The sequence below is a fragment of the Streptomyces pactum genome, assembly GCF_002005225.1.
GTDB classification, from domain to species: domain Bacteria; phylum Actinomycetota; class Actinomycetes; order Streptomycetales; family Streptomycetaceae; genus Streptomyces; species Streptomyces pactum_A.
Window position 1 is genome coordinate 1696653 of sequence record NZ_CP019724.1, and the last position, 12408, is coordinate 1709060.

At 72.7% G+C, this 12408-nt stretch carries 10 protein-coding genes; 5 read left to right on the forward strand and 5 right to left on the reverse strand.

Annotated elements, in window-relative coordinates; genetic code table 11:
* The first annotated feature begins 65 nt into the window (after nucleotides 1–65).
* A complete protein-coding gene (map, locus tag B1H29_RS07020) occupies nucleotides 66–842 on the forward strand; it encodes a type I methionyl aminopeptidase (protein ID WP_055419415.1) in 777 nt (258 codons plus the stop codon).
* A gap of 230 nt (nucleotides 843–1072) precedes the next feature.
* Nucleotides 1073–3601 carry an ATP-dependent Clp protease ATP-binding subunit gene (locus B1H29_RS07025; RefSeq protein WP_055419416.1) on the forward strand — a complete coding sequence of 843 codons (2529 nt, stop codon included), beginning with the start codon at nucleotides 1073–1075 and terminating at the stop codon, nucleotides 3599–3601.
* Nucleotides 3602–3655: 54 nt separating this feature from the next.
* Here B1H29_RS07025 and ggt read toward each other — a convergent pair whose 3' ends face one another.
* Nucleotides 3656–5455 (reverse strand): gamma-glutamyltransferase, encoded by a 1800-nt coding sequence (ggt, locus tag B1H29_RS07030; RefSeq protein ID WP_055419417.1) that lies wholly within the window; start codon nucleotides 5453–5455, stop codon nucleotides 3656–3658.
* Between the two features lie 493 nt (nucleotides 5456–5948).
* On the opposite strand from ggt, the gene B1H29_RS07035 reads away from it, so the two are divergent.
* The 3 genes from B1H29_RS07035 (at nucleotide 5949) to B1H29_RS07045 (ending at nucleotide 8287) form a co-directional block, all read left to right on the forward strand.
* Entirely contained in the window at nucleotides 5949–6935 is a 987-nt protein-coding gene (locus B1H29_RS07035; RefSeq protein ID WP_055419418.1) for a helix-turn-helix domain-containing protein, read from the forward strand.
* Nucleotides 6936–7032: 97 nt separating this feature from the next.
* Nucleotides 7033–7392, forward strand: a complete 360-nt coding sequence (locus B1H29_RS07040) for a peptidase inhibitor family I36 protein (protein WP_055419419.1) — start codon at nucleotides 7033–7035, stop codon at nucleotides 7390–7392.
* Nucleotides 7393–7396: 4 nt separating this feature from the next.
* On the forward strand, nucleotides 7397–8287 hold the full coding sequence (locus B1H29_RS07045; RefSeq protein ID WP_159027791.1) for a hypothetical protein: 891 nt from the start codon (nucleotides 7397–7399) through the stop codon (nucleotides 8285–8287).
* Between the two features lie 612 nt (nucleotides 8288–8899).
* Here B1H29_RS07045 and B1H29_RS07050 read toward each other — a convergent pair.
* The 4 genes from B1H29_RS07050 to pcaC form a co-directional block, all read right to left on the reverse strand.
* A complete protein-coding gene (locus B1H29_RS07050) occupies nucleotides 8900–9307 on the reverse strand; it encodes a DUF6278 family protein (RefSeq protein ID WP_055419421.1) in 408 nt (135 codons plus the stop codon).
* An 83-nt stretch (nucleotides 9308–9390) separates the two neighbouring features.
* Nucleotides 9391–10170 carry an exodeoxyribonuclease III gene (locus tag B1H29_RS07055; RefSeq protein ID WP_055419422.1) on the reverse strand — a complete coding sequence of 260 codons (780 nt, stop codon included), beginning with the start codon at nucleotides 10168–10170 and terminating at the stop codon, nucleotides 9391–9393.
* A 72-nt stretch (nucleotides 10171–10242) separates the two neighbouring features.
* A complete protein-coding gene (locus tag B1H29_RS07060; RefSeq protein WP_055419423.1) occupies nucleotides 10243–10878 on the reverse strand; it encodes an MBL fold metallo-hydrolase in 636 nt (211 codons plus the stop codon).
* A gap of 43 nt (nucleotides 10879–10921) precedes the next feature.
* The gene (gene pcaC / locus B1H29_RS07065) at nucleotides 10922–12331 is read right to left on the reverse strand and encodes a 4-carboxymuconolactone decarboxylase (RefSeq protein WP_055419941.1); all 1410 of its coding nucleotides are present in this window, start codon (nucleotides 12329–12331) and stop codon (nucleotides 10922–10924) included.
* Nucleotides 12332–12408: the final 77 nt, after the last annotated feature.

Here is a 12408-nt window from a genome sequence, read left to right on the forward strand (position 1 = left end):
TACCGGCTTCCCGTACCGGCCCACCCCTGGCGTCGACCAATTCAAATACCGGTATAGTAATTGGCATGGTGGAACTCAAGACGGATACATCGATCGACTCCATGCACGCGGCCGGCCAGGTCGTCGCCCGCGCCCTGACCGCCGTACGGCAGGCCGCGGACGTGGGCGTGTCCCTGCTGGAGCTGGACGCGGTGGCGCGCGAGGTGCTGCGGGAGGCGGGGGCGGGATCACCGTTCCTCGGCTACCGGCCCTCCTTCGCCCCGACGCCCTTCCCGGGCGTCATCTGCGCGTCGGTGAACGACGCGATCGTGCACGGCGTCCCCGACGGCTACCGGCTGCGCGACGGCGACCTGGTCTCCATCGACTGCGGCGCGACCCTGGACGGCTGGGCGGGCGACTCGGCGCTCAGCTTCGTCGTGGGCACCCCGCGCGCGGCGGACGTGACGCTGATCGAGACCGCGGAGCGGGCCCTGGCCGCGGGCATCGGGGCGGCCGTGGTCGGCAACCGCATCGGCGACATCGGGCACGCCATCGGCACGGTGTGCCGGGCGGCCGGCTACGGCATCATGGAGGACTTCGGCGGCCACGGCATCGGCCGGCGCATGCACGAGGACCCGGGGGTGCCCAACGAGGGCCGGCCGGGACGCGGACTTCCCCTGCGTCACGGCATGGTCCTGGCCATCGAGCCCATGCTGATCGGCAGCGGCCGGGACGACTACCACCCGGCCGCGGACGGCTGGACCCTGCGGACGAACGACGGCTCGCGGGCGGCCCACGTGGAGCACACGGTGGCGATCACGGACGGCGGTCCCCGTGTGCTGACGTCGCGCGACGGCTTCTGAGACCCTCCGCCCCGCCCACCGGGCCCCTGCCGCGCCCCTTCCGGGGCCCTGCCGCGCCCCATCCGGGCCCGCCGCTCACCCTGCCGCGGCCCCGCGTCCAGCCCTGAGCCCGCCCGGGTTCCCGGACATGCCCACCGGAACAGAACGTGTCATGTTGGGCATGACCTCACCCCGACCGGGTTACCCGGCCGCGGCACGTCGATCGCCGAAGCAGCGGAGGACCGGAAACGATGACCAGCGGCTTCATGGGCCCGGAGGGTGACCCGTTCGCGGAATTCCTGGCACGCTTCTTCGGCGGGCCCAGGCCGAGGCAGATCGACATCGGGCGATTGCTCAGCCAGCCCGCCCGGGAGCTGGTGCGCGGCGCCGCCCAGTACGCCGCCGAGCACGGCAGCCGGGACCTGGACACCGAGCACCTGCTACGGGCCGCGCTCGCCACCGAGCCGACCCGGGGCCTGCTCAGCCGGGCCGGCGCCGACCCCGACGCGCTGGCGTCGCAGATCGACGAGCGGACCGGCCCGGCGCAGCACTCCCCCGGCGACGCGCCGCCGCCCACCTCGCTCTCCCTGACCCCGGCCGTCAAGCGCGCCCTGCTGGACGCACACGAGCTGGCCCGGTCGACCGGCACCGGGTACATCGGCCCGGAGCACGTGCTCAGCGCCCTGGCCGCCAATCCGGACTCGGCCGCCGGACACATCCTGAACGCGGCCCGGTTCGCGCCGTCGGGTCTGCCGACGGAGGCGCCGGACGCGGCGAAGGGACGCGCGGAGGGGCCGCGGGCCACCAACACGCCGACGCTCGACAAGTACGGCCGAGACCTCACCGACCTGGCCCGGCAGGGCCGGATCGACCCGGTGATCGGGCGCGAGGCGGAGATCGAGCAGACCGTCGAGGTGCTCTCCCGCCGCGGCAAGAACAACCCCGTGCTGATCGGTGACGCCGGCGTCGGCAAGACCGCCGTCGTGGAGGGACTCGCCCAGCGCATCACCGACGGTGACGTGCCCGACGTGCTGATCGGGCGGCGGGTGGTCGCGCTGGACCTGACGGGCGTGGTCGCGGGCACCCGCTACCGGGGTGACTTCGAGGAACGCATGAACAACATCGTGGGCGAGATCCGCGCCCACTCCGACGAACTGATCATCTTCATCGACGAGCTGCACACCGTCGTCGGCGCGGGCGGCGGCGGCGACAGCGGCTCGATGGACGCCGGGAACATCCTCAAGCCGGCCCTGGCCCGCGGCGAGCTGCACATCGTGGGCGCCACCACGCTGGAGGAGTACCGCAGGATCGAGAAGGACGCGGCCCTCGCCCGCCGCTTCCAGCCGATCCTCGTCCCGGAGCCCACCACGGCCGACGCGATCGAGATCCTGCGCGGACTGCGCGACCGCTACGAGGCCCACCACCAGGTCCGCTACACCGACGAGGCGCTGGTGGCGGCCGTGGAGATGTCCGACCGCTACCTCACCGACCGCCGGCTGCCGGACAAGGCGATCGACCTGATCGACCAGGCCGGCGCCCGGGTGCGGCTGCGGGCCCGGACCAAGGGCACCGACGTACGCACCATGGAGCGCGAGGTCGACCAGCTCGTCCGGGACAAGGACCAGGCGGTCGCGGACGAGCAGTACGAGCAGGCGATGCGACTGCGGGACCGGATCACCGAGCTGAAGCAGCGGATCACCGAGGCCGACGGCGGCGGCGAGGCCGACGAGGGCCTCAACCTGGTCGTCGCCACCGAGTCCATCGCCGAGGTGGTGTCCCGGCAGACCGGCATCCCGGTCAGCAGCCTCACCCAGGAGGAGAAGGACCGCCTGCTGGGCCTGGAGTCCCACCTCCACGAGCGGGTGGTGGGCCAGGACGAGGCCGTACGGGTCGTATCCGACGCCGTGCTGCGCTCCCGCGCCGGGCTCGCCAGCCCCGACCGGCCCATCGGCAGCTTCCTCTTCCTCGGCCCGACCGGCGTCGGCAAGACCGAGCTGGCGCGGGCGCTGGCCGAGGCGCTGTTCGGCAGCGAGGACCGGATGGTGCGGCTCGACATGAGCGAGTACCAGGAACGGCACACCGTCAGCCGCCTGGTCGGCGCCCCGCCCGGCTATGTCGGCCACGAGGAGGCCGGCCAGCTCACCGAGGTGGTGCGCCGGCACCCGTACTCACTGCTCCTGCTCGACGAGGTGGAGAAGGCCCACCCGGACGTCTTCAACATCCTCCTCCAGGTCCTGGACGACGGCCGGCTGACCGACTCCCAGGGCCGCACGGTGGACTTCGCCAACACGGTCGTCGTGATGACCAGCAACCTGGGCTCCGACGTCATCACCCGGCGCGGTGCGGGCATCGGCTTCGGTGCCGGCGGTTCGGAGGCGGACGAGGAGGCCCGGCGCGAGCAGGTGCTGCGCCCGCTGCGCGAGCACTTCCGGCCCGAGTTCCTCAACCGCATCGACGAGATCGTCGTCTTCCGCCAGCTCAGCGGCGAGCAGTTGCGGCAGATCACCAGCCTGCTGCTGGAGCAGACCCGCCGGATGGTGCGCGCCCAGGGCGTCACCGTGGACTTCACGGACGCGGCCGTGGACTGGCTCGCCGAGCGCGGCTACCAGCCCGAGTACGGCGCCCGGCCGCTACGCCGCACCATCCAGCGGGAGGTCGACAACGAGCTGTCCCGTCTGCTGCTCGACGGCCGCATCGCGGAGGGCGGCCGGGTGACCGTCGACGTCGAGGACGGGCGGCTGGCGTTCCGCACGCCCGAGCGGCCCGTCCCCGAACTGTGAATCCCGGCCGGGGCCTGTCGTTCGCGACGCCGGCGTCGGTTTGGACGACAGGTCCTAGCGCACGGGCCGTACCACCATCGCCGAGCCGCCGCCGCGCCGTTCCTTCTCGGCGGCGGCCAGCCACCTGCCGTCCGGCAGCCGCTGCACGCCGGTCGCCGCGCCGATCTCGGGGGTGCGCTTGAACGAGTGCCCGAGTGCCTCCAGCTCTTCCCGCACGCCGCTGTCGTGGAGGCCGGGTTCGAGTTCGGTCCGGGCGGCGTTGCGCTGACTGGCGCGCGGGGCGGCGATCGCGTCGACGAGCGGGAGCCCGCGGTCGATGACGCCGGTGAGTGTCTGGAGGACGGTGGTGATGATGGTGGCACCGCCGGGCGAACCGACCGCCAGGACCGGCTTGTGGTGCTGGTCCAGGACGATCGTCGGCGCGATCGACGAGCGCGGGCGCTTGCCGGGTCCGGGCAGGTTCGGGTCGTGGACGGCCGGGTTGGCCGGGGCGAAGGAGAAGTCCGTCAGCTCGTTGTTGAGCAGGAAGCCGCGGCCCGGCACGGTGATGCCGCTGCCGCCGGTCTGCTCGATGGTGAGCGTGTAGGCGACGACGTTCCCCCACTTGTCGGCCACCGTGAGGTGCGTGGTGTTCTCGCCCTCGTACGTCGTCGGCGCCGCCGTGCCGCCGCCCGCGCAGGGGGCGGGGTGCCGGGGGTCGCCGGGCGCGAGGGGGCTGGTGAGCACCGCGTCGTCCTTGATCAGGCACTCGCGCGAGTCGGCGTACCGCTGGGACAGCAGTTCCGCCGTCGGTACGTCCTCGAAGGCCGGGTCGCCGACCCAGCGCCCCCGGTCGGCGAAGGCGATGCGGCTCGCCTCGATGAAGCGGTGCAGGTAGCGGGCCTTGCTCGCCTCGGAGAGGTCGGTGCGCTCAAGGATGTTGAGGGCCTCGCCGACGGTGGTGCCGCCGGAGGAGGAGGGCGCGATGGAGTAGACGTCCAGTCCGCGGTACGAGGTACCGGTCGGCTTCTGGAGTTTGGTCTCGTAGGCCGCGAGGTCCTTGGCGGACAGGTCGCCGGGGCGGGCGTTCCAGCCGGAGTCCGGGTCCACGGGCGGCTCGTTGACGGTGGCGACGATGTCCTCGCCGAGCGCGCCGTGGTAGATCGCGCCGACGCCTTCGCGGGCCAGTTCCTTGTAGGTGCGCGCCAGGTCGGGGTTCTTGAACGTGGAGCCGACGGCCGGGAGTTCGCCGCCCGGCAGGAACAGCTCGGCGGTGTCCGGGAAGTAGCGGAACCGCTGTTCGTTGGCGGCGGTCTGGGAGCGGAAGGTGTCGTCGACGGTGAAGCCGTGCCGGGCCAGGCGCTCGGCGGGCCTGAGTACGGAGCCGAGCTTCCGGCTGCCCCACTCGTCGAGTGCGGTCTGCCAGGTGGCGGGCGTGCCCGGGGTGCCGACGGCGAGCCCGCTGCTGACGGCGTCGGCGAAGGCGATCGGCTCGCCGTTCTCCGTGAACAGGTCCGCGTCGGCGGACAGCGGCGCGGTCTCGCGGCCGTCGATCGTGCGCACGGTGCGGGATTTGGCGTCGTAGTAGACGAAGTAGCCGCCCCCGCCGATGCCGGCGGAGTAGGGCTCGGTGACGCCGAGCGCGGCCGCGGTGGCGACGGCGGCGTCGACGGCGTTGCCGCCCCTGCGCAGGATCTCGATGCCGGCGGCGGAGGCGTCGCGGTCGACGCTGGCGACCGCGCCGCCGTAACCGACGGCGACCGGCGTCTTCGGGGCGGCGGGTCTGTTCTGGGCGGTGGGTGGCGCCGCCCCCACCGACACCACGGCGGCCGAGACCGCCAGGACCGTCAGTTTCCGTACGACAGGGCGACGCATCCGCACCTCCAGGCAAGGGCCGTCCGGGCAGCTTAGTTGATCGCCATGGTCGCGTCAGGAGCACACGCACCGCGGCCCGGCGACACCGGTGCACCGGAGCCCGCGGGCAGGCGCGCCCACGACTGACGGCGTACGCGTCCTCGTCGTAGGCGTGGCCGGCCCGGTCCGCCGCCGCGCCACCGGACCGGCTCATGCGACTGGTGTTCGCAGCTTGACCCCGGTGTACGCGGGGTCGAGGCGCCGGCGCCGTGCGCATGCGGCCGCCGGCGGAGCCCGCCCCGGCCGGTCGCCCGAGCTCCCGCGCTCCGGCCGCACCCCGGACTCCGCGGCGGCCGGCCCACAGGTGAGGGCCCGCCTCCGGCCGGCTGCGGACGGTGTGCCCCGGCGCGAAAGGGCCGAAAGGGCGCTGTCGTCCGCCTCGCCGCTTTGTGCACGATCGTCTGCCGGAGAGCACTTTTGGCATGTCTCTATCATGCGACGCCTGGGGGGAAGCATGGAAACACTCTTCGACAGCGACGAGCTCATGGCCGCCGAGCGGGCCGACGGCTGGGCGGAGACCACGTCCCGGTCCCTGGTGCCCACGGAGTTCCGCTTTCTGGACGAGGGCCCGTTACGGGCCCGGCTCAGGGCGGTGTCCCTGGGAGACGACGTACAACTGTCCGCGCTCGCCTACAGCTCCCTGTCCTCCCGCCGGACCCCGGCGCTCATCCGGCGCTCCGACCCCGAGCTGTACCAACTCGCCCTCGTCGAGCGCGGCCGGCAGGGGCTGGAACAGTGCGGGCGGAGCGTGTCACTGGAGAGCGGCGACATGGTGCTGTACGACAGTTCGCACCCGTTCGAGGCAACTGTCGCCACGGACACCGGCCTGGCGGACTCCTTGGTGCTGCAGTTCCCCAAGCGGCGGCTGCCCTTTCGGGACACTCACGTCTCCCGGCTGCTGGCCGTCCCGCTCTCCGGGAGGACGGGCGTCGGCCTGCTGCTCGCCCGCTTCCTGACCGGCCTGAGCGAGGAGGCGGCTCGCTGCACGCCGCAGGACGCAACGCGCCTGGAGACGACCACCCTCGACCTGGTGAGCGCGGTGCTGGCCCACCATCTCGACCGGGAACGGGTACTGCCGCGCGAGTCCCAGCAGCACGTCCTGTTCCTCCGGATCGGTTCGTTCATCCGAAGCCACCTGGGCACCGAGGACCTGACGCCGGCACACGTCGCCCGCGCACACCAGATGTCCGTGCGCGCCCTGCACCGGCTCTTCGCGCAGCACGACACCACGGTCGCCGGCTACATCAGACAGGCGCGGCTGGAGCACTGCCGCCGCGATCTGGCCGCCCCGCACCTCAGCCACCTGCCGGTGCACGCCATCGGCGCCCGGTGGGGGTACCTGCGGCCCGCCGCCTTCAACCGGGTCTTCCGCACCGCGTACGGAGTGCCCCCGGGCGAGTACCGAGACCTTGCGCTGCCCAGCAGCGGCACGCATCGGTAACAGGCGGGCACGCGACGCCGATGTCCCGGCACGCGGCGCTGGCTAGCTTGCTGGTGGTGAAGTCACCACCATTCGCAATGCGGAGGGAATCGACCACATGCTGAAGAGACTCATCGCGAGCACAGCGGTCATCGCCACCACCGCGCTGGGGACGGGCCTGGCCGTGGCCACACCCGCGGCCGCGGATCCGTGCCCTGCCGGGGCACTGTGCGCCTACCTCTACACGGACTACCGCGGCGACCCGGGCACGGTCTACGGCAACAACAGCAACCTGCTGCAGTACAACAAGTTCAACAACGCGGTCTCGGTGTCCAACTCCGGAACCCAGTGCAACGTCCGCATCTACAGCGGCCTGAGCCGCACCGGCTCCTCGGTCAACATCCCCAGAGGCTATGGAATCGGCAACCTCTCGGGCACCGCCTTCTACAAGAACATCGCGTCGAACCACTGGTGCTGATGCCGTGAACACGAGACCAGCAGCCCTGATCGTCCTGTGTCTGCTGGCGGTGGGCGGATGCACCGAGGCATCCGCCCACCGGGCCGCCGGCAGCCTGCCCGTCCCGTTGAACGGCGCGGAGAGCACCTCGGCACAGCAGGCCCGACTCCTGCACGACGGAGAGGAACGGGCCATCGCCTCGTGCATGCGGCGCCGCGGATTCTCCTACCGCCCCGTCCCGGCCGCCCCGGCCGTCTCCGCGAACCCGTACGGGCTGCTGACCGAGGACACGGCCGGTACCGACGGTTACGGGCTGGTGTCCGCCGCACTGGCGGGTGCTCCGAAGGATCCCAACGCGCGTCACCTCGCGAAGCTGTCCACGGACCGCCGCTCGGCCTGGCGGGAAGCGCTGGTCGGCACGGACGATCAGCAGGTGACGCTGACCGCGCGCGGCGCGCCTTCGGTACGCATCAACACCGACGGCTGCGTGTACCTGGCCCGGCGCGATGTCTACGGCCCCGGCTGGGAGCAGGGCGGTCTGGACGTGGCCGGCGTGAGTGCCGAGGTCGTCTCCGCGGTCACGACCGACCCGGAGTTCCTCGCGGCACAGAGGAAATGGGCCGCGTGCATGCGGGACCGGGGTGAGCGGGTCGGTACGCTCCAGCAGGCCCGTGGCGTCATCCAGCAGGCCGTGCTCGAGGCCGAAGACGCCCGGTCGGCCCTGGTACGGGCCGGGCGCCGCGAGCAGCGGCTGGCCCGGCGCGACGCGACGTGCCAGAGCCGCAGCGACCTCGCCGAGGTCACCCGTACTGTCCAGCGGCGCGTCCAGGACGGGCTGCCGCATTCCTCCCGGCAGCGAGCCGCCGAGCTGAAGGAACTGCGCGAGAGGGCACTGCGCCGGGCGGGCGCCTCGTAGTGCCCCGCTCGCCCGGCTCCCTCGCCGGCCTTGCCGTGACCCCGGGAACACGTCCGGATCGGCGTAGGGCGGGTCGTACGGACGCGGGCATCACGGAGTACGTCCCGCCGCCCGCCGCACCGCCGGGGAGCGGCGGGACGCCCGGCCCGCACTCCCGTTCCGCGGTCGGCCCGATCGGCGACAAGGCCACCACCCGCCACCTCGCGCGTCCCATGAGAAGCTCGCCCGCAAGCCCGGCGACGACCGCTTCGCCGCTGCTGAAGGGGGTCAACTCCCCGGCGTACGGCCCGGATGCCGTCGAGTTCGTCGGGGGACGTGGGCCCGGGCGGCGACGAGCCCCCTGCCGACCCCGGCACCGACGCCCCGCAACTCACGCCGGGCCCGGGCCCGGTGTACAACTGACCTTCTTCTCGCCTACGGACGGCCCGACTTCGGGTCCGGGTCCGCCGCGCGAGCAGTGATCTCCGGCTGCACCCTGCGTATGCCCTGTGCGTTCATGTGTGGCCTGACCACCGCAACGTATCGACACAAAGGGCAGATAAGCCAACGACACGCAACTTCCGGGCATTAGCCCTATTTACGGAGTACACGACGTTTATGGGGCCAAAGGGTTCACCCCTCGGCGACTTCGCCGTAGAGCTGCGAGAGTTCGGGCACTCCGTCCGCCGCCCACGCGTGACCGGACGCCACCACGTCGAACTCCCGGCCGGAGGCGAGCCGGACGACGGGCTGCCCGTCGGACCGGATCGACCAGACGGCACCGGGCACGGTGCGCACGATCACGGTGCCGAGGTACAGACCGGCGTCGTTGCCGAGCCAGGTCAGGATCTCCTCGTCGCTCCGCCAGCGCGGCAGCACCTGGTCGAGCTGCTCCAGGGAGACCGCGGAGTCGTCGAGCCGGACACCCTCCCGCGACGCCTGCGAGCGCAGCAGATCACAGTCGGCGAGCAGCTCACCGATGCCCTCGGCGTCGTGAGCCCGGGGATCTTCGCGTCGCTTGCCCAGGAAGGGGAAGTTCATACCTCCAGACTGTCATTCGTACCGCCATGTGCACCACAGGCACGCAGGCGTCGCGGGGCGAGCCGGGCGAACGGTGTGCGCTCCTACACGTCCAGGTCCACCACGACCGGCGCGTGGTCCGAGGCGCCCTTGCCCTTACGCTCCTCGCGGTCGACGTAGGAGTCGGTGACCGCCTTGGCGAAGGGCTCGTTGCCGTACACCAGGTCGATGCGCATGCCTCGGTTCTTGGGGAAGCAGAGCTGGCGGTAGTCCCAGTAGGTGAAGGGGTGGTCGTACTTCAGCGGGCGCGGGACCACGTCGGACAGGCCCGCCCCGCGCAGGGAGGCCAGGGCCGCGCGCTCGGCGGGGGTGACGTGGGTGGAGTCGTCGAAGGCGGCGCGGTCGTAGACGTCGTCGTCCGTCGGGGCGACGTTGTAGTCGCCCATCACCGCGAACGGGCGGCTGCCGGTGGCGTCGCCCTCGACGGCCGCGCGGAGCGCCTCGAGCCACTGGAGCTTGTAGGCGTAGTGGGGGTGCTCCACCTCGCGGCCGTTGGGCACGTACACCGACCAGACGCGGACCGGGCCGCAGGTGGCGGAGATCGCGCGGGGCTCCCGGACGCCGTCGTAGCCGGGGTCGCCGGGCAGGCCCTTGACCACGTCCTCCAGGCCCACGCGGGAGAGCACCGCCACGCCGTTCCACCGGCCGGTGGCGTGCACCGCCGCCTCGTAGCCCTTCTCGCGCAGCTCGTCGAAGGGGAACTGCTCCTCGGCGACCTTGGCCTCCTGGAGGCACAGCACGTCGGTGCCGCTGCTCTCCAGCCAGGCGAGCAGCCTCGGCAGGCGGGCGGTGATCGAGTTCACGTTCCAGGTCGCGATGCGCATGTCCCAAACCTACCGGGCGGCACTGACAACCCGGCCCGGGTCCCCGTCCCGCCCAGGGCGCCGGGGCGGGCCTCACACCCGCGCGGAGTTCCCGGGGGTCAGGCGCAGGTGCTCCACGCCGCCCAGCGCGCCGATCTGGCGGTCGTAGATCGGGCGCGCGAGGTCGGTGAGGAGGGCGTCGTGGATGTCGTACGCGCGCTGCGGCTTCACCTCGCGGACGTAGTCGATGACCTCGGAGATCTTGTTCCACGGCGCCATCACGGGGAGCATCAGCGTCTCGACCGGGTGGCCGGGGACGGTGAGGGCGTCGCCGGGGTGGAACACCTTGCCGCCGTCGACGAGGAAGCCGACGTTGGTGACGCGCGGGAGGTCCGGGTGGATCACCGCGTGCAGCTCGCCGTGTACCTGCACGTCGAAGCCGGCGGCGGAGAAGGTGTCGCCGTGGCCGACGGTGTGCACGCGCCCCGGGAACGCCGCCGAGATCTTGTCCGCGACGGACTTCAGCGTCCAGATCTCGGCCGTCGGGTCGTTCTCCATCGCGGCGCGCAGCCGCAGCTCGTCGAAGTGGTCGGGGTGCTCGTGGGTGACGAGGATCGCCTCCGCGCCGAGGGCGGCGTCCTCCTCGCTGAACCCGCCGGGGTCCAGGACCAGCGTCCGCCCGTCCTTCTCGAGGCGGACGCAGGCGTGCGACTTCTTGGTGAGCTTCATGAGTCCATCCTGCCGCCGCGGGCGGGCCCGCGGCGGGCGGGGCTCACTCCGGCGGCGTGGTCTCCTCGCGGATGACCTGCTGCGCCACCCGGAAGGCCCCGTTCGCGGCCGGTACGCCGCAGTAGACGGCGGCCTGCAGCAGTACCTCCTTGATGTCGCCCGGAGTGAGGCCGTTGCGCAGGGCGGCCCGGACATGGGGCGCGAGTTCCTCCGAGTGGCCGCCGGCGACCAGGGCGGTGAGCGTGACACAACTGCGAGTGCGCCGGTCCAGGCCCGGCCGGTCCCAGATCTCGCCCCACGCGTACCGGGTGAGGAACTCCTGGAAGTCTCCCGAGAACTCGTCCGCCTGCGCCAGCGCCTGGTCGACGTGCGCGTCGCCGAGGACTTCGCGGCGCACCTTGAGCCCCGCCTCGTAGGGGTCGGGCCGCCCCTGGGCCGGGACCTGCGGCGGTACGGCGGCCGGGGAGATCTCGGCGATGGGCGCGGCCGGCTGCGACGGCGGGCCCACGGCCGGCTGCGAGGGCGGGGCCATGGCCGGCTGCACGGGGGCGGCGGAGGCGGAAGCGGCGAAGGCCGCGGGTCCGACGGGTCCGGCGGGTCCGGCGAGGGCGGCGGGTGCCGTCGCGTGGGCGGCGGGGACGGCGAGCTGGCCGGTGGAGGCGTCGTGGCCGGTCTGCCAGGCGGTGGTGAAGTGCCGGACCAGCAGGTCGGTCACGGCCGCGGGCTGCTCGACCGGGACCAGGTGGGAGGCCCCGGGGACGACGGCGAGGCGGGCGTCCGGGATGCCGGCGACCAGGGTGCGGGCCTCGGCGGGACCGGTGACCTGGTCGTCGGAGCCGACCAGGACCAGGGTCGGAGCGCCGACGTGTCCGAGCTCGCCGCGCACGTCGAACGCGGCGAGCGCCTCGCAGGCCGCGATGTAGCAGCCGGGGTCGGTGGTCCGCACCATCTGCACGGCCCACTCGGTGATCGCGGGCTGGGCGGCGGCGAAGCCTCCGGTGAACCATCTCTCGGGCGAGCTGCGGGCGATGGGTTCGAGCCCGTTGGTACGGACGATCACACCGCGCTGACGGAACTCGTCGGCCGTACCGAACCGCGGCGAGGCCGCGATCAGCGCGAGGGAGGCGACGCGTTCGGGGTGGCGCAGGGCCAGCTCGATACCGACGGCGCCGCCGAACGCGCAGCCCGCGTAGCCGAAGCGCTGCACGCCGAGCCCGTCGAGGGTGGCCAGCAGCCGCGTGGTGAGCTCGGCGACGGAGCCCGCCGGGTGGGCGGGGGCGCCTCCGTGTCCGGGCAGGTCGAAGCGGAAGACGCGCCACTGCTGCGCCAGCTCGGGCACCTGCCTGTCCCACATGTGCCATGTGGCGCCGAGGGAGGTCCCCATGACCAGGACCGGGGCCTGCTCCGGCCCGTCAAAGCGGTATTGCAGGGTATCGATGTTCTTCTCACTCACCCGTTCACGCTCCCACATCTCACATCCACTCCGTGACCGGGGGCGGGGGGCGGGGACGGGGAGAAGCCCTTGACCAG